At 65.3% G+C, this 15258-nt stretch carries 18 protein-coding genes; 6 read left to right on the forward strand and 12 right to left on the reverse strand.

What is annotated here, in order from left to right; all coding sequences use genetic code 11:
- Window positions 1–170 precede the first annotated feature (170 nt).
- Window positions 171–1385: a S8 family peptidase gene (locus tag L0D18_RS09340; protein ID WP_243028618.1), complete on the reverse strand. Its 1215-nt coding sequence runs from the start codon at window positions 1383–1385 to the stop codon at window positions 171–173.
- Window positions 1386–1529: 144 nt separating this feature from the next.
- On the opposite strand from L0D18_RS09340, the gene pyrF reads away from it, so the two are divergent.
- The 4 genes from pyrF to L0D18_RS09360 are packed head-to-tail and all read left to right on the forward strand — an operon-like array spanning window position 1530 to window position 4849.
- On the forward strand, window positions 1530–2303 hold the full coding sequence (gene pyrF / locus L0D18_RS09345; RefSeq protein ID WP_243028619.1) for an orotidine-5'-phosphate decarboxylase: 774 nt from the start codon (window positions 1530–1532) through the stop codon (window positions 2301–2303).
- A 5-nt stretch (window positions 2304–2308) separates the two neighbouring features.
- Complete coding sequence (gene pyrE / locus L0D18_RS09350; protein WP_243028620.1) at window positions 2309–2860, forward strand: orotate phosphoribosyltransferase; 552 nt, start codon at window positions 2309–2311, stop codon at window positions 2858–2860.
- Window positions 2861–2864: 4 nt separating this feature from the next.
- Window positions 2865–3869, forward strand: coding sequence for a hypothetical protein (locus L0D18_RS09355; RefSeq protein WP_243028621.1), 1005 nt, complete (start codon window positions 2865–2867; stop codon window positions 3867–3869).
- Window positions 3866–4849, forward strand: a complete 984-nt coding sequence (locus L0D18_RS09360; RefSeq protein ID WP_243028622.1) for an NAD(P)H-dependent glycerol-3-phosphate dehydrogenase — start codon at window positions 3866–3868, stop codon at window positions 4847–4849. The genes L0D18_RS09355 and L0D18_RS09360 overlap by 4 nt, the downstream gene beginning before the upstream one ends.
- A 110-nt stretch (window positions 4850–4959) precedes the next feature.
- On the opposite strand, the gene L0D18_RS09365 is transcribed toward L0D18_RS09360, so the two are convergent.
- The 9 genes from L0D18_RS09365 to L0D18_RS09405 form a co-directional block, all read right to left on the reverse strand.
- A complete protein-coding gene (locus tag L0D18_RS09365; protein WP_243028623.1) occupies window positions 4960–5670 on the reverse strand; it encodes an alpha/beta fold hydrolase in 711 nt (236 codons plus the stop codon).
- The gene (locus L0D18_RS09370; protein WP_243028624.1) at window positions 5671–5874 is read right to left on the reverse strand and encodes a hypothetical protein; all 204 of its coding nucleotides are present in this window, start codon (window positions 5872–5874) and stop codon (window positions 5671–5673) included. It abuts the gene before it with no gap.
- Window positions 5871–6287 (reverse strand): Fe-S cluster assembly sulfur transfer protein SufU, encoded by a 417-nt coding sequence (gene sufU / locus L0D18_RS09375; protein WP_243028625.1) that lies wholly within the window; start codon window positions 6285–6287, stop codon window positions 5871–5873. The genes L0D18_RS09370 and sufU overlap by 4 nt, the downstream gene beginning before the upstream one ends.
- 11 nt (window positions 6288–6298) lie before the next feature.
- The gene (locus tag L0D18_RS09380; protein WP_243028626.1) at window positions 6299–7513 is read right to left on the reverse strand and encodes a cysteine desulfurase; all 1215 of its coding nucleotides are present in this window, start codon (window positions 7511–7513) and stop codon (window positions 6299–6301) included.
- Window positions 7514–7528: 15 nt separating this feature from the next.
- A complete protein-coding gene (locus L0D18_RS09385; protein ID WP_243028627.1) occupies window positions 7529–9547 on the reverse strand; it encodes a heavy metal translocating P-type ATPase in 2019 nt (672 codons plus the stop codon).
- Window positions 9547–10944 (reverse strand): multicopper oxidase family protein, encoded by a 1398-nt coding sequence (locus L0D18_RS09390; RefSeq protein ID WP_243028628.1) that lies wholly within the window; start codon window positions 10942–10944, stop codon window positions 9547–9549. The genes L0D18_RS09385 and L0D18_RS09390 overlap by 1 nt, the downstream gene beginning before the upstream one ends.
- A gap of 47 nt (window positions 10945–10991) precedes the next feature.
- Window positions 10992–11381 carry a DUF302 domain-containing protein gene (locus L0D18_RS09395; RefSeq protein ID WP_243028629.1) on the reverse strand — a complete coding sequence of 130 codons (390 nt, stop codon included), beginning with the start codon at window positions 11379–11381 and terminating at the stop codon, window positions 10992–10994.
- A 142-nt stretch (window positions 11382–11523) separates the two neighbouring features.
- The gene (locus L0D18_RS09400) at window positions 11524–12177 is read right to left on the reverse strand and encodes a peptidase M4 (protein ID WP_243028630.1); all 654 of its coding nucleotides are present in this window, start codon (window positions 12175–12177) and stop codon (window positions 11524–11526) included.
- Window positions 12174–12410 carry an SHOCT domain-containing protein gene (locus tag L0D18_RS09405; RefSeq protein WP_243028631.1) on the reverse strand — a complete coding sequence of 79 codons (237 nt, stop codon included), beginning with the start codon at window positions 12408–12410 and terminating at the stop codon, window positions 12174–12176. Before L0D18_RS09405 ends, L0D18_RS09400 begins: the two co-directional genes overlap by 4 nt.
- A 105-nt stretch (window positions 12411–12515) precedes the next feature.
- On the opposite strand from L0D18_RS09405, the gene L0D18_RS09410 reads away from it, so the two are divergent.
- Both L0D18_RS09410 and L0D18_RS09415 read left to right on the forward strand, forming a co-directional pair.
- Window positions 12516–13334 (forward strand): urease accessory protein UreH domain-containing protein, encoded by an 819-nt coding sequence (locus L0D18_RS09410; RefSeq protein WP_243028632.1) that lies wholly within the window; start codon window positions 12516–12518, stop codon window positions 13332–13334.
- 1 nt (window position 13335) lies between these two features.
- A complete protein-coding gene (locus L0D18_RS09415) occupies window positions 13336–14022 on the forward strand; it encodes a class I SAM-dependent methyltransferase (RefSeq protein ID WP_243028633.1) in 687 nt (228 codons plus the stop codon).
- On the opposite strand, the gene L0D18_RS09420 is transcribed toward L0D18_RS09415, so the two are convergent.
- Window positions 13975–14730: a WD40/YVTN/BNR-like repeat-containing protein gene (locus tag L0D18_RS09420; protein ID WP_243028634.1), complete on the reverse strand. Its 756-nt coding sequence runs from the start codon at window positions 14728–14730 to the stop codon at window positions 13975–13977. The two genes, L0D18_RS09415 and L0D18_RS09420, sit on opposite strands and share 48 nt — an antisense overlap.
- A gap of 6 nt (window positions 14731–14736) precedes the next feature.
- On the reverse strand, window positions 14737–15252 hold the full coding sequence (locus tag L0D18_RS09425; protein WP_243028635.1) for a CueP family metal-binding protein: 516 nt from the start codon (window positions 15250–15252) through the stop codon (window positions 14737–14739).
- Between the last annotated feature and the right edge of the window lie 6 nt (window positions 15253–15258).

The following is a 15258-nucleotide window of genomic DNA, read 5'->3' on the forward strand; positions in this document are numbered from 1 at the left end:
CTGTACCGGAAGGTGCGGCTGGATCACCTCCTTTCTAAGGAGCATGAAGGCCCGTTCCTGCGCTTTCAAGACCCCGTGGTCCAACGGTGTAAACCCCCGCAAGGGGGTTTCCTTTTTTCTGGGAAAGACCGCCCCCCCGCCCTTAGGCGGGGGGTTTTCCTTGCAAAGGGCTAGAATCCTCTCACGTTCAAGAAGGGCTCAGGGTGGGGTTTACCCGACGTATTCTGCCAGCCTGCGGTGCTCTCGGCGTTTTGCAGGATGGCCTCTTTCACCTGGGCTGGGGTGTAGTTGGGGTAGCGGGAGAGCACCATGGCGGCGGCTCCGGCCACGTGGGGGCTGGCCATGGAGGTGCCGCTGATGGTGTTGTAGCTAGAGGTGGAGGAGTTCCAGGTGGAGAGGATGGAGACGCCAGGGGCGGCAATGTCCACGTCGGGTCCGTAGTTGGACCAGGAGGGCCAGTCGTCTTGGCTGTTGGTGGCGCTTACGGTGATGACCTCGTCGTAGGCGGCGGGGGTATGGTTGGCGGCGTTGTCCCCCTCGTTGCCGGCGGCCACCACCACGGTGATCCGGTAGTCGCACACCGCTTTTTGGATGACGTTGTGGAAGGCGTTGCTGGAACGGGTGCTGGGGCAGTACTGACCGTCTTGGTCATCGGTGCCGCTACCCCCCAGGCTCATGTTGATGACCTTGGGCTTGCCGCCGTTGTTGTGGCCGATCACCCAGTTGATGCCCTGGACGATGCCGCTGGTGGAGCCAGAGCCCGAGCCGGAAAGGACTTTCACCGCCCAAAGCTCGGCGGCGGGGGCCACCCCTAAGACGCCCACGCTGTTATTCACTGCGGCTACCGTGCCCGCCACGTGGGTGCCGTGGCCGTTGTCGTCGTCGTAGGCGGCGCGGCACTTGCCCCGGCACTTCACCACCGCATACCCCCCCATTAGGTTGGTGAGGTCCTCATGCCCCACCTTGATGCCGGTGTCCACCACGTACACGGAGACGCTGGCCCCCTTGGCGGTGGTGGAGGGGGCGCCGATGCGCTCCACGCCCCAGGGGATGGTCTGGGCGTAGGCCCTCACCTCCTGGTCCGGGGTCAGGGCGTAGATCCGGGGGTCTTGGGCTAGGCGCTGGGCCTGGGCGGGGGTGAGGTTGCGGAGGATGACGGCCCCCAGGGCCTCGAGGCGGTCCTCCGCCGGCACGACAAGGCCATGCGCCCTCTCTAAGGCGGTAAGCCGCTCAGTGAAGCGCCCGGCCATACCTGGGGAGGCGGTGGGCTCCAGGATGGCGATGTAGGTTTGGCCTGGTGCCCTAAAGGCCTGGGGGCTTAGGGTGCCCTGCTGTTGGCATGCGGCTAGGGCCACAAGGCTTAAAGCCAGGATGAGCTTTTTCATACTCCCTCCTTGCGTTACGCCGGTAACTCTAGGCCCTAGGGGCCGGGGTTGTCAAGATACGGGCTACGCCCGTGACCAAGATACGGGCTACGCCCGTGACCAAGATACGGGTTACGCCCGTGACCAAGGCCTATAGTGGAGAGCATGGACTTTCTCCTAGCCCTTACCCGCCCGCCCTTGGTCCTGGGGGTGGATCCCAGGCCTGGGCTTCATGGGCCTGAACCCCTTCGGCATCTAAGGCGGTACTCCCTGGAGGTGTTTGAGGCCTTAGCCCCCAAGCTGGCTGCGGTTAAGTTCCAGCTGGCCTTTTTTGAGGCCTTGGGTCCTCAGGGCATGGAACTTCTCCTGGAGCTGGCCAGCGCCGCCCGGGTCATGGGCCTCCCGGTGATCTTTGACGGGAAGCGGGGGGATGTCGGCACCACCGCCGAGGCCTATGCCGAGACCTACCTTAGGCGCTTTCCCGGAAGCGCCCTCACCCTGAACCCCTACTTGGGCCTAGAGGCCCTCAGCCCCTTTTTCCAGGCGGCCGAGGAAAGCCAGGGGGCGGTCTTCGTCCTGGTCAAGACCTCCAACCCGGGCTCGGGCTTCCTGCAAGACCTAGGGGTGGAGGGAAAACCCCTTTACCTCCATCTGGCGGAGGCCTTGGCCCAGGCGGGGGAGGGGTACCGCGAAGGGGAGTGGAGCCGGGTGGGCCTGGTGGTGGGGGCCACCTACCCGGAGGCGGTTTGGCAGGTGCGGGAGGTGGCTCCCCGGGCCCCCTTGCTCCTTCCCGGGGTGGGGGCGCAAGGGGGGAGGCCCTTGAAGGGCCCCGGGCTTTTAAACACCGCTAGCCGCGCCCTTTTCTACCCGGGGGGCAGGCCGGATCTCGAGGGGGCGTTGGGGGCGGCGGAGGAGTTCCTGAGGGCTTTGGTAGAGTAGGGGGGATGGATGTCCTAGAGCTCTACCGCAGAACGGGGGCCCTTTTGGAAGGGCACTTCCTCCTGCGCTCGGGTGTGCATTCCCCCCTCTTCCTTCAGTCCGCTGCCCTTCTGCAACATCCCCTGTATGCGGAGGCCGTGGGGGAGGCTTTGGGCAAGCTCTTTGAAGACGAGAAGGTGGATTTCGTCATCGGCCCGGCCATGGGCGGGGTGGTCCTCTCCTTCGTGGTGGCCCGGGCGTTAGGCGCCAGGGCCCTTTTTGCTGAGAAGGACGGCCAGGGGGGCATGACCTTGCGCAAGGGCCTCACCGTGAATCCCGGCGACCGCTTTTTGGCGGTGGAGGATGTGGTAACCACGGGGGAGAGCGTGCGCAAGGCCATCCGGGCGGCGGAGGCCCGGGGAGGGGTGTTGGTGGGGGTGGGGGCCATTGTGGACCGGAGCGGGGGGAAGGCGGACTTCGGAGTCCCCTTCCGGGCCCTCCTGAAGCTGGAGGTGCCCCATTACCCTCCCGAGGCCTGCCCCCTCTGCCGGGGCGGGGTGCCCTTGGAGGAGGTTTGAGGCCATGCGCTCCCTGGCCTGGCTTCTCGTTTTCCTCCCTTGGGCCCTGGCCTCTTCCCCCGTGGAGTTGGGCCGCCAGGCGGTGGAGGCTTGGCTTACGGGAAAGCTTTCGCCAAGCCTCGAGGAGGTCCTAAGGGCTTCCCCGGGGGAGGCCCCGAAGCTTTTGGAGCGCTACGCCTTTTTCCCGCCACCCCCTAAGGGTCTTTCCCTCAACCTGGATAGCCCCAAGGTGGAGGGGAACCGGGTCCTCTTTCCCGCGGCCGTGGGGGAGGAGGTGGGGGAGGTGGTGGTGGTCCTGGAGGGGGGGGAGGTGAAGCGGGTCTACTTCCGCCCCCAGGGGCTTTCCCTCCCTGGGTACCTCCTAAGCCCTTTGGCGGGGTGGGGGTTTTTGCTCCTTTCCCTTTTCTGGGCCTTTCTCCTTTTTCAGCCCTCCCCCTTCCGCGCCTGGCTTTTAGAGGCCCTGGCCCTTCTTCGCGCCTATAAGGGGCTTTACCTTTTCACCAACCTTTTCCTCTACGGCCTCTTTGCCCTGGGGGCCCTTTTGGCCTATGGGATGCCGGAGATGGCCAGGGCGGTCCAGGCCCTTTTCGCAGGAGCCCTCGAGGCCATCGGCTTGAGAGAGGCCACGGGGAAGGGGGTTCTGGTCCTGGCTGGGGTCATTTTCCACTGGAACTTCAGCCAGGGGCTTTTCCTCACCGGGCTGATTCCCGCCTTGCTCTTTGGCATCCCGGTTTTCCTTTTCAACGCCCTTCGCTACTTGGTCTTTGGCTTTGCCCTTTCCCCGGCCCTTTTGGGCCCCGCCTTCCTGGTCCACCTACCCACCCTAATCTTGGAGCTTCAGGCCTACATCCTGGTCACCTTCGGGGGGCTCGTGCTTCTGGCCAAGACGGCGGGAGGGGAGGGGTATCGGAAGGGGCTTAGGGCCCTTCTCCTCACCTTCTACTTGGGGGCCCTTTTCCTCCTCCTCGCCGCCTGGTACGAGGCCTGGGAGGTGAGCGTTCTCCTATGAAGGTGGCCGTTTTGGGAGCCGGGGCCTGGGGTACGGCCTTGGGGGTTCTCCTGGCCAGCAAGGGGGTTCCCACGGCCCTTTGGGCCAGGAGGAAGGAACTTGCGGAGGATCTCAGGGCCAGGCGGGAGAACAGGGATTACCTACCCGGGGTGGCCCTTCCCGCCTACCTCTATCCCACCGCCGATCCCGAGGAGGCCTTGGAGGGGGCGGAGCTGGCCGTGGTGGCCCTGCCCTCCAAGGCTTTGGAGGAAACCCTTAGGGCTTTGCCTCCGGCTCCCCGGTACCTTTCCGCCACCAAGGGGCTTTTTTTTCAGAAGGGGGAGCTTCACACCCCGAGTGAGGTGGTGGAGGCCCTGACCGGTAGGCCGGTGGCCGTTCTTTCCGGCCCCAACCATGCCGAGGAGGTGGCCCGTTTCCTGCCCACGGCCAGCGTGGCGGCAGGGCCTTTGGAACTGGCCAAGAGGGTGCAGGAGCTCTTCTCCGGGCCCACCTTTCGCGTCTACACCAGCCGGGACCGGCGAGGAGTGGAGCTGGGGGGGGCTTTGAAAAACATCCTGGCCCTGGCGGCGGGGATGGTGGACGGGCTCCGCCTGGGGGATAACGCCAAGGCGGCCCTCCTCACCCGGGGCCTTAGGGAGATGGTGCGCTTCGGCACCGCCTTGGGGGGCGAGGAGGCCACCTTTTATGGGCTTTCCGGCCTTGGGGACCTCTTGGCCACCGCCTACAGCCTCCATTCCCGCAACCGGGGGGCGGGGGAGAGGCTGGTGCGGGGGGAGGCCTTGGAGCGCCTCGAGGACCGGGGGGTGGTGGAGGGGCTTTATGCGGTCAAGGCCCTCATGGCTTGGCGGGAAAGGGAAGGTCTTGAACTCCCCATCGCCGAGGCCGTCTACCAGGTGGTCTATGGGGGGCTGGACCCTTTGAAGGCCCTTTCCTCCCTCATGGCCCGCGGACCCAAGGCGGAAGACGAGGGAAGGCCTTAGGTGTTGGCGCCGAGGCGTCCCGGGGTCCCGGATACCTCTTTGACGGAAGAGGAGGAGACTCCCCTCGCTTGCCCGGACCTTATCCTGAAGGTGGAGGAGGTCTTCCGCCTTTAAAACAGCTCGGCCAGGAAACCCAAGAGGGCGGTGCGGAAGGCCTTGGGGTTTTCCAGGTTGGAGAGGTGCCCGGCCTCGGGGAGGATGAGCATGCGGGCGTCGGGCAGGGCTTTGGCCAGGGCCTTGGCCTCCTCGGGGGGGGTGAGGGTATCCTCCTCCCCCACCAGGACCAGGGCTGGGCGGCGCATCCCGGGGAGAAGGGGGGTAGAATCGGGCCGCTCCGCCAGGGCCAGGAGGCTTTGGGCCACCTCTTGGGGGCGGGCCTCCAGGATGAGGGCCTTGGCCCGTTCCCATACCTGGGGTTTGGCCTTTTGGGTGGCCTTGCCCAGGTGGCTTGGGAGAAGGGCCTCGGGAAGGAAGGTGACCCCTTCCGCCAAGACCCTTTCCCTTAGGGCGTAGCGATTTTTCCTGCCCTCTTCCGTATCGGCGCCGGCACGGGTGTCGGCCAGGACCAGGCCCAGGACGCGCTCAGGGGCCTTCCGCCAAAGCTCAAAGATGAGGTAGCCCCCCATGGAAAGCCCCACGAAGACCGCTTCCTCCAGGCCGGCTTCGTCCATTTCTCCCAGCACCTTCTCCGCCGCCTCTGAGAGGGATAGCCCCAGGTAATGGGGGGCCAGCACGGGCAGCCTTCCCCGGAAGTAGCCCACCTCCTCCTCCCACATCCTGGGGTTATAGGGAAAGGCATGCAGGAATACCACGCCCCGCATCTAGGCCTCCTCTACCGGTTCCCCCTCGAGGCCCAAGGCCTTGAGCCTGGCGATGAGGCTTAGGTCCTCCACCACCACGTAGTTTTTCCCATCCCGGGTTTCCGCCCGCAAGAGCCCCGTTTTGGCCGCCTCCTTCCAGGCCTCCATGAGATCGGGGTACTGCACCAGGAGGGGCGTCACCTTGTGGGCGGGGTAACGCCTCACCGCAAGGCCTCCTCGAGGGCATGCCAGGCTAGGGTGGCGCACTTCACCCGGGCGGGGAGCTTGGCCACCCCTTGGAGGGCCAAAAGGTCCCCCAAGGCGGGGTCGGGTGGGGCCCCATCCACCACCATGGCCTGGAACTTCTTGGAAAGCTCCAGGGCCTCGGCCACCCTCTTCCCCTTCACCAGCTCGGTCATCAGGGAGGCGCTGGCGGTGCTGATGGCGCACCCCTGGCCCTGGAAGCGGATGTCGGCGATGGTATCCCCTTCCAGGCGCACCATCACCTCCACCTGGTCCCCGCAAGAAGGGTTCAGGCCCCCCGCGGTCTTGGTGGCCTGGGGCAGGACCCCGAAGTTTTTGGGGCTTTGGTAGTGCTTGAGGATGATCTCCCGGTAAAGCTCGTCAAGGACGCTCATGGATGCCCCCATTATATCCAGGCCCGGTACTTGGCGTGGATGCGGAGGAGGGCTTCCGCAAACCGGTCCACCTCCTCCAAGGTGTTGTAGAGGTAGAAGCTGGCCCGGGCGGTGGCCGCAAGGCCCAGCCTCCGGTGCAAGGGCTGGGCGCAGTGGTGCCCGGCCCTTACCGCAATACCTTCCTGGTCCAGGAAGGTGGCCAGGTCGTGGGCGTGGAGGCGGCCTAGGGTGAAGGGGATCACCCCGCCCCGGTCCTCCCCCCTAGGGCCATACACCTTTAGGTCCGGCACCTCCGAGAGGCGCTTCAGGGCGTATTCCAAAAGGGCCCGGTCGTGGGCGAAGACCCGTTCCATGCCGATCTCCATCAGGTAGCTGGCGGCCTCCCCCAAGGCGATGGCCTCGGCGATGGGGGGGGTGCCGGCCTCAAAGCGCTGGGGCGGGGGGGCGTAGGTGGAGCGGTCCACGTGGACCTCGCGGATCATCTCCCCGCCCCCCAGGAAGGGTTCCATCCCTTCCAGGACCTCATACCGGCCAAAGAGGACCCCGGCCCCCGTGGGCCCCAGCATTTTGTGCCCGGAAAGGGCGAAGAAATCGGCACCCAGGGCCTTCACATCCACGGGCAGGTGAGGGGCGCTTTGCGCGCCGTCCACCACCACCAAGGCCCCCACCTCCTTGGCCTTCTTAGCGATCTCGGCCACGGGGTTGATGGTGCCCAGGACGTTGGACATGTGGACCACCGAGACCACCTTGACCCTTTCTGTAAGCAGGGCATCCAAGGCGGAAAGGTCCAGCCGGCCCTCCTCCGTGAGGGGGATGGCCTTGATGCGGGCCCCCTTGAGCCCTGCCACCAGGTGCCAGGGTACCAGGCCCGCATGGTGCTCCATCTCCGTGACCAGGATCTCGTCGCCTTCCCTAAGGTTCCTCAGGCCCCAGGCGTAGGCCACCAGGTTCAGGGCCTCGGTGGTGTTGCGCACAAAGATAATCTCCCTTTCCTCGGCGCCAAGGAAGCGGGCCATCTGGCGCCTAGCCTCCTCGTAGGCCTCGGTGGCGGCCACGGAGAGGCGGTAAGCCCCCCGGTGGACGTTGGCGTTGAGCTCCTTATAGTAGCGGTCCAGGGCCTTTAGGACCCGCTTGGGCTTCTGGCTGGTGGCGGCGGAGTCCAGGTAGACCAGGTCCGGCCGCCCGGCAATCAAGGGGAAGTCTTCCCTTAGAGGGGTAAGGTCCATGCCTCCAGTCTAGCCCTAGCCGCTAAGGTATGCCCGCCTTAAAAGGAGGGCGTTGAGGGCTACCACGATAGTGGAAAGGCTCATAAAGAGGGCTCCGAGGGCCGGGGGAAGAAGGAGGCCAAAGGGGTACGCTACACCAGCGGCCAGGGGCAGGGCGAGGATGTTGTATCCCGTGGCCCAGAAGAGGTTCTGGAGCATTTTCCTGCGGGTGGCTTGGGCCAGGTGGAGGAGGCGAACCACGTCCAGCGGATCGCTTTTGACCAGCACCGCGTCGGCGGATTCCATGGCCACGTGGGTTCCCGCTCCAATAGCTATCCCAAGGTCCGCCTCCAGGAGGGCAGGGGCATCGTTGATGCCGTCCCCTACGAAGGCGGTGGGGCCTCGGGATTTTAGCTCCCGCACGATGCGGACCTTGTCCTGGGGCAGGACCCGGGCGTAATAGAGGGCGATGCCCAGTTCCATAGCCACCGTTTTGGCCACCGCCTCGGCGTCCCCGGTGACCATGACGGGGGTGAAGCCCAAGGCCTTAAGGCGCTTTATGGCTTCCCGGGCCGAAGGGCGGGGGCGGTCGCGGAGGGCGAAAAGGGCGAGGAGGCGGGTTTCGTTCATGAGGGCCACCGCACTTTCCCCCCGGGCTTCTATCTCTCCCAGGGCCTGGACGAGGTGGGGAGAGGTGGAAAGACCCAGCTCCTCGGCCCATTCCGGCCGGCCTACCCGGTAAAGCTGCCCATCCAGGTACCCCTCTACCCCTTTGCCCGGCACGGCCTGCACCCCGGTGGGGGAAGGAAGGGTGCCGGGGCCAAGGCGGGCTTGGGCGTAATCCCGGATGGCCTCGGCCAAGGGGTGCTCGGAGAAGGCCTCGAGGGCCGCGGCTAAGGTTAGGGCCTCCCGCTCCCCAAGGCCGTCCGCATACACCGCCCTCACCTCAAACCGCCCTTCGGTGAGGGTACCGGTCTTGTCCAAGGCCACGTACCGGAGGCCCGTGGCCCGCTCAAAGGCCTCCCGGTTGCGGATGAGGATGCCCCTTTGGGCGGCCAAGGCCGTGGCGTTGACCACCACCAAGGGTATGGCCAGGCCCAAGGCGTGAGGGCAGGCGATGACCACCACGGTCACCGCCCGCTCCAGGGCGAAGGACAGGGGCTCACCGTTGGCAATCCAGAAGAAAAAGGTTAAGCTCCCTCCTAATACCGCCACATAAAAGAGCCATCCCGCCGCCCGGTCGCCCAAGTCCTGAAAACGGCTTCGGGATACCTGGGCTTCCTCCACCAGGCGCATGATCTGCCCCAAGGTGGTAGAGGCTCCGGTGCGGGTTACCCGGACCTGGATGGCTCCTTCCCCGTTTAACGCTCCGGCCAGGACCTCATCCCCCACTCCTTTGGCCACGGGCCGGGACTCCCCGGTGAGGAAGGCCTCATTCATGCTGGTAGCCCCTTCCACCACCAGGCCGTCCACAGGCACCTGCTCTCCCGGGCGGATGAGGATGAGGTCGCCTTCCTTGAGGGCCTCGGAGGGCACGTCCTCAATCCGGCCATCTTTAATTCGGTGGGCCGTTTGGGGTATCAGCTTGGCCAAGGCCCTTAAAGCCTCACCGGCTCCCAGAATCGCCTTCATCTCCAGAAAGTGGCCAAGGAGCATCACGTCCACCAGGGTGGCCAGTTCCCACCAGAAGGGTTGCCCCTTTAGGCCCAGCTCCACGCCCAGGCTGTAGGCGTAGGCCACGGTGATCCCCAGGGCCACCAGGGTCATCATCCCCGGCCGCCTTCCCCTTAGCTCCCTGCCGGCACCCTGGAGAAACACGCCCCCGCCATAGAGGTAGATGAGGGTTCCGAAGAGGAGGGGCATCCAAGGGACCCCCTCCCAGGGGGGTAGGCGGAGGAAACCCCTCACCTCATGGGAGGCGTAAAGGATCGGCAGGGTGAGGAGAAGCGAGACCAGGAAGCGATCCCGGAACATCTCCGGGGTATGGCCGGCATGCCGGTCCGAAGCCTTAGGAGAGGCCCTGCGGGGAGGGTGGTGATGGTGGTGGGGAGGCATTAGCCCACCTCCAGCACCCCCATCATGCCCCGGTCCTCGTGCTCCACGATGTGGCAGTGGAAGACGGTTTTGCCGGGTAGGTCCCTTAGGGGAACCAGGAGGCGCACCACCTCCTGGGCCTTTAGGTTCACCACATCCTTAAGGGCGCGGTAAGGGAAGGCCTTACCGTTCACGGAAAGGACATGGAAGGGGTGGGTGTGGAGGTGGAAGGGGTGGTCCATGTCCCCTTGGTTTTCCACCTCCCAGACCTCGAGGTCGCCCACCCGCCCTCGCAGGTCCACCCGGAGGTGGTCAAAGGTCTTGCCGTTGATGAAGAAGCGCCCGGCCATCATGTCCTCGGTGAAGGTGAGGCGCCGGGTTACCTTGGCCAGGTTAGGGTCGGGAGCGGGGAGCTTGGCCAAGGCCTTGGGCAAGGGAAGGGGTTTGGGCCTTGGGGGGGCCACCAGGGTTAGGAGGGTTTGGGGGCTTGCGCCCGAGGCCATCCCCCCATGGCCCATGTGCCCCATCCCGCCCATCATGTGGATCCCTCGGTCGTAGGGCAGGGAAAGCAAGCGAAAGGCCCCTTCCTTTTGGAACCGCACCAATACCTCTGCCCGCTCCCCGGGGGCCAGGAGGAGCTCGGAAAGCTCGTAGGGTTCTTCCAGAGACCCCCCGTCGCTGGCGATGAGGTAAAGGGGGTGCCCCTCCAGCTTTAGCAGGAAGTAGCGGGCGTTGCTGGCGTTCAGAAGGCGGAGGCGTAAAGTTGCCTTGCCGGCCCGCAAGGTGGGGCGTAAGGCCCCGTTCACCAGGACCAGGCTGCCCTCTTTGCCGTTGATCCAGTCCATGGGGGAATGAGGGGCCGGGCGGCCTCCCGTAAGCTCCAAGTCCTTGAGCACCAGAAGGTGCTCCTCGGCTTCCCGAAGCTCGGGGATTCCGTCCAGGGGGCCTTCCACCACCAGGCCTCCGGCTAGGCCGGCGAAGAGCTGGGGGGCCACCCGCTCGTGCAGGTGGGGGTGGTACCAGAAGGTGCCCGCCAGGTCCTGGGGGACAGTGAACTCGTACCGCCAGGTTTCCTTGGGTGGGATTTCCAGGAAGGCATCATCCACCTTGGGAGAGATGGGAAGCCCGTGCCAGTGCAGGTTTGTGGACTCGGGGAGGAGGTTTTCCAGCTCGAGGCGCACCGTATCCCCAGGGCGCACCCTAAGGGTGGGCCCAGGAAAGCTACCCCCATAGGTCCAAAGCCGTGCCTCCCGTCCGGCTACGGTAACGGGAGTAGGGGCGGCCTTCAGCCGCACCTCCAAGAGTCCTTCCCGGCTTTTGAGAACCGGGGGGGCGGGGAAGGAGGCCTGGCCCCGGGCCAGGGGGGAGAGCAGAAGGCCTGCGGTGAGCTTGAGGAGGGTTCGGCGATCGGTATTCATACCCTTAGAGGGTAGGGGGGGTTTGTAAAGGAAGTATAAAGGTCCCTTTAGAGGCTGGCCAGGGCTTTCTCCAGCCGGGTCCTCGCTTCCTCCGCCACGGGCCTGAGCGCCTCCTGCTTTTCCTGGGGAAGGACCTGGAACATGCCCATAGGATCCTGGAGGAGGATTTCCACGCCTTCTTCACTCTCCCGGAGCACGGCGTTGCAGGGCAGGAGGAGGCCGATATCGGGTTCGGCCTCGAGGGCCTTGGCGGCCAGGCTGGGGTTGCAGGCGCCCAGGATCAGGTAAGGGGGCCTTTCCACCCCCAGGCGGGCCTTAAGGGTGGCGGCCACGTCAATCTCCGTGAGGATCCCGAAGCCCTCTTCCTTCAAGGCGGCCTCCAGTCGGGCCCGGGCCTCGGACAAGCTGGTCTTCAGGGTTTTCTTCAGATCCGTCATGATACCCTCCTTTTCTCTAAAGTGTAGCGGAACCTGCGGGGGACGACCTCACCTGGAGGTTGAAACGAGCCCCATAAGGGGGTATGGGAAAGGACCTAGGCCCCGCCCAGGGAAGCCACCCCGGGCAAGGGCCTAACCGGGGTTACTCTCCCAGGAAGAAGCCGTGCCAGGTGTGGACCCAGACCTCCCCCGTGTAGGCGTTTACGGAGAGCATGCCCTCCACCTCCTTGCGCCCAAAGTCAAAGGTGTAGTAGCCGGGGAAGGCCCCAGCTTCCAGGACCCGGGCACCCGGGAGATACCCCCCAAGGAAGGTTTCCGCCAGCTTTTTGGCTTCCTCCAAGGAGAAGCGGGCGGGTGCTCCGGCGGGGCCTTCCATCATGCCGTAGCGGGTATTCCACATCATGTTGGGGCCGGGCTCCGGGGAAACCACCCCGGTGTACCGATCGGCGATGAGCTCAAAAAGCCCCTGCCCCTTTTCGTCCACCACCTGGGCGTAGTAGTTTTGGCTGAAGGCCATGAAGTCCTTAAGGCGAGCACCCGGGTAAAGCCGCTTGGCGTACGCCTCCATCCGCGCCTTGGCTTCCTTTTGGGGAATGGGGCGGGCTTCCGGGGGGTAAACCGCCATCATGCCCATCATCCCGTGGCCGCCCATCATCCCGTAGCCCATCATCCCCATGCCGTACTGGGGGCCATAGCCCATCATCCCCGGGCCGAAGCCCCCCATCATGCCCTGGGTGAGGGCAAGGCCCAAGAGCAAAAGGCCCAGAACTCCTAAGACCATACCGTAGCGTTTCATGCTTCACCTCCCCTTTCCAGTTCCTTCCTAAGCCTTCTGTAGGTTTCCTCGTCCAGCTCGCCTCTGGCGTAGTGGAGGCGCAGGGCCTCCAGGGCCTCATCCTTTTTGGGCCCGCCGCCTCCCCCCCAGGCCCGAAGCCCCAGGTAAAGGAGCCCACCCAAGAGGGCCAGCACTAGGAGCATGTTGAGAAGCCCGAAGAACCACCCGAAACCCATGCCGCCCCAACCCATCATGCCCACGATCCACCTCCACCTGTACCCTAGGCCGGTATTGTTAAGCTGGCGTAAAGGGGCTGGCTTTACCTGGGCTTAACATTCGGCCCTTAGCCTGCGCCCAAGATGGGGAGAGGATACCTAGTTGGCCTCGCTATCCTAGGCCTGGTCGGGTTGGTCTTAGGGGGTGGGCTAGAGGAGGTATCCCGAGGTCTTTACCGGGCGGCCAACACCCTATACGCCCTCTTGGCCCCTTGGGTGGATGGGCTTAGGCGGGAGGTGGGGGTTCCTTGGCTTTCCGCTTTTCTCCTGGGGATCTTGGCGGCCTTCGCTCCCTGCCAGATCACCACGGGGGCCAGCGCCCTGGTCTACCTGGTCCCTTCTGCCCTCGAGGGGCGGGCCTGGCCCCGGTTCCTGGCCTTTCTCCTGGGAAAGGCCCTCACCTACCTGGTGCTGACCGGGGTCGTTCTCTTTTTCCTGGGAGGGGTTTTGGACAACCCCGGGGCGGTCTTCCGCCCGGTGCGCCTGGCCCTTGGGCCCTTCATGGTCCTGGTGGGCTTGGGCCTTTTGGGGGTGGTGCGCTGGCCCCTGGCCTGGGGGGTGCCGGAGGGGGTGGGGGCCCGGGTGGAAAAGTGGGGCGGGCTTCTTGGACCCCTGGCCCTTGGGGGGGTCTACGGCCTGGCCTTCTGCCCCACCCTCTTCTGGCTCTTCTTCGGCCTTTTGCTTCCCTTGGCCCTGGCCTCGCCCCTGGGTTTCCTCCTCCCCGGTTTGTTCGCCTTGGGGACGGGCTTCCCCCTGGGTTTGCTACTACTCCTCTTCGCCCGCCTGGGCCGGGGCCAGGCCCTTAAGGGGATGCGCCACCTGGGAAGGGGTCTTTTGAGAGGTGCAGGGGTGGTCTTTGTGGCGCTAGGGCTTTTGGATACGGTTCTCTACTGGAGCCTTTAGCATGGGGGGCATGGGGGGTAAAGGGGGTGTAAGGGCCCAGTTTTTCGCGGCGCTTCTTCCTGTTCTTTCCCGGGGGCACGCCCGCGTAAGCGAGCCCTGGCGGAGGAGGCTCCTTGGGGGCCTCACGGGCACGGTGTTGGAAATCGGCCCGGGAACCGGGGTTAACCTGGCCTACCTGCCGGATGGGGTCCACTGGCTGGGCCTCGAGCCCAACCCTTACTCCCACCCCCATCTGAAGGAGGCGCTAAAGCTCAAGGGGCTTGCTGGCGAGATCCTACTGGGCCAGGCGGAGGCCATTCCCCTGCCGGAGGAAAGCGTGGATGCGGTGGTGTCCACCTTAGTCCTCTGTTCGGTGGAGGATCCGAGGCGGGCCTTGGCGGAGATCCTTAGGGTGCTGAAGCCTGGAGGGCGCTTTGTCTTTTTGGAACACGTGGCCGCCCCTCGGGGTTCCTGCCTCCGCCGGGCCCAGGATTTTCTCTCTCCTCCTTGGGCGTTTCTGGGGGACGGTTGCCACCCCAACCGGGAGACCCTGGCCCTTATTCAGGAGGCAGGGTTTGCCCGGGTGGAGGCGGAGGCCTTTACCCTGCCCCTTCCCCTGGTGGCCCCCCATGTGGCCGGGATAGCTTGGAAGGCAGGGCCTTTAGCGCCCCTGCCAGAGAGTGCCTTTCCCATCAACCCAGGCCAGTAAACCTTCCTCCTGAGGATGGGCGGCCAGGGCCAGGACCGTGCCCTGCCAAAGCCTGCGCCACCCCGTTTCCGTCTGTCGCCAGAGACCGAGCTGGCCTCCTAGGTACAGGGTGCCGGAAGGGGAGAGGGCTAAGGGTCCGGGAGCGGGGTCCGGGGAGGAGAGGGGCCGGAAGCTTTGGCCCCCATCCTCGCTCAGGTAAAGGCCTTTCTCCATAAGAGAGGCAAAGAGCCGCCCCCGCTGGTCCACCAGGAGGAAGGCCATGCCCGTTTTGGGTAGGCTTTTTGCCGGGAGCTTGCTCCAGGTCTTCCCCCCGTCTTGGCTGCGAAAGAAGCCGTAGGTGGCCTCGAGGGCGTAGTGGACCTCAGGCCGTTTGGGATCTACGGCGTAGGCGTGGAGGTCCAACGCGGGAAGGCCCTTGGGCTTTAGGTCGCGGAAGCGCTTCAGGTCCCGGCTTTCCGCATAGACCCAGTGCCCAGCTGCCAGGAGGCGGTTGCCGTCCCAGGCCAGGTTCATGGCATCCCAGTCCCGCCGCCGCACCAGGTCCTGGGCGGTGCTGGTATTCCAGAGAACAATGCCGTCGTGGTGGCCTAAGAGCAGGGCCCCGGAGGGGTGCCACAGGAGGGCGTGGACGTCCCGGGTGGGCACGGGACCCATGGGGGTTTGGGCCAGGGCAAGGCCAAGGGTGAGGAGAAAGGCTAAAGGGCGCATGGCGTTCTACCTTGAGGAAAGGCGGAAGCCGGTAAGGCAGGTGGGGCTTTGGCTGAAGGTGGCCACGGACCCGGTGGCCACCAGGTTCCCATGGCGGATCTCCAGGGTATAGCGGCGGTTCCGGGGTAGCCAGAGCTCAAAGAAGCCGTCCCTTCCCGTTTTGAGCTGGGTCTTGAGGACTTCCTTTTCCCCCTCCAGCACCCGGACCTCAAAGACCTCCTCCTGTAGCTCCCCAGTGCAGCTGGAAAAGTAGTGGACCTGGCAGGGGTGGGTCCGGCTGACATAAGGGGCCACCGCCAGGAGGAAGCGGTCCTTGAGGGCCATCTGGACTTTGCGGCCGTCGGCGAACTCAAAGAAGAGGGCCTCGGGGGTCGCGTAGCTCACCACCTTTTGCCCTTCCTCCCGCCACCGCTTGGCCAGGGCCAGGGCCTCTTCGGGCCCCAGGCCCTTGAGGGCCTCGGGGCTAGGGGCCTGGGCCACACCTAAAGCCACGCCGAGGGCAAGGGCCAGAAGCTTCTTCATGGCATC

This window comes from Thermus albus, from assembly GCF_022760855.1.
GTDB classification, from domain to species: Bacteria; Deinococcota; Deinococci; order Deinococcales; family Thermaceae; genus Thermus; species Thermus albus.

Excerpts from the sequence above, each read along its gene's own strand:
- L0D18_RS09340 (WP_243028618.1), bottom strand. The coding sequence starts at position 1,385 with ATGAAAAAGCTCATCCTGGCTTTAAGCCTTGTGGCCCTAGCCGCATGC.
- pyrF (WP_243028619.1), top strand. The coding sequence starts at position 1,530 with ATGGACTTTCTCCTAGCCCTTACCCGCCCGCCCTTGGTCCTGGGGGTG.
- pyrE (WP_243028620.1), top strand. The coding sequence starts at position 2,309 with ATGGATGTCCTAGAGCTCTACCGCAGAACGGGGGCCCTTTTGGAAGGG.
- L0D18_RS09355 (WP_243028621.1), top strand. The coding sequence starts at position 2,865 with ATGCGCTCCCTGGCCTGGCTTCTCGTTTTCCTCCCTTGGGCCCTGGCC.
- L0D18_RS09360 (WP_243028622.1), top strand. The coding sequence starts at position 3,866 with ATGAAGGTGGCCGTTTTGGGAGCCGGGGCCTGGGGTACGGCCTTGGGG.
- L0D18_RS09365 (WP_243028623.1), bottom strand. The coding sequence starts at position 5,670 with ATGCGGGGCGTGGTATTCCTGCATGCCTTTCCCTATAACCCCAGGATG.
- sufU (WP_243028625.1), bottom strand. The coding sequence starts at position 6,287 with ATGAGCGTCCTTGACGAGCTTTACCGGGAGATCATCCTCAAGCACTAC.
- L0D18_RS09380 (WP_243028626.1), bottom strand. The coding sequence starts at position 7,513 with ATGGACCTTACCCCTCTAAGGGAAGACTTCCCCTTGATTGCCGGGCGG.
- L0D18_RS09385 (WP_243028627.1), bottom strand. The coding sequence starts at position 9,547 with ATGCCTCCCCACCACCATCACCACCCTCCCCGCAGGGCCTCTCCTAAG.
- L0D18_RS09390 (WP_243028628.1), bottom strand. The coding sequence starts at position 10,944 with ATGAATACCGATCGCCGAACCCTCCTCAAGCTCACCGCAGGCCTTCTG.
- L0D18_RS09395 (WP_243028629.1), bottom strand. The coding sequence starts at position 11,381 with ATGACGGATCTGAAGAAAACCCTGAAGACCAGCTTGTCCGAGGCCCGG.
- L0D18_RS09400 (WP_243028630.1), bottom strand. The coding sequence starts at position 12,177 with ATGAAACGCTACGGTATGGTCTTAGGAGTTCTGGGCCTTTTGCTCTTG.
- L0D18_RS09405 (WP_243028631.1), bottom strand. The coding sequence starts at position 12,410 with ATGATGGGTTGGGGCGGCATGGGTTTCGGGTGGTTCTTCGGGCTTCTC.
- L0D18_RS09410 (WP_243028632.1), top strand. The coding sequence starts at position 12,516 with ATGGGGAGAGGATACCTAGTTGGCCTCGCTATCCTAGGCCTGGTCGGG.
- L0D18_RS09415 (WP_243028633.1), top strand. The coding sequence starts at position 13,336 with ATGGGGGGCATGGGGGGTAAAGGGGGTGTAAGGGCCCAGTTTTTCGCG.
- L0D18_RS09420 (WP_243028634.1), bottom strand. The coding sequence starts at position 14,730 with ATGCGCCCTTTAGCCTTTCTCCTCACCCTTGGCCTTGCCCTGGCCCAA.
- L0D18_RS09425 (WP_243028635.1), bottom strand. The coding sequence starts at position 15,252 with ATGAAGAAGCTTCTGGCCCTTGCCCTCGGCGTGGCTTTAGGTGTGGCC.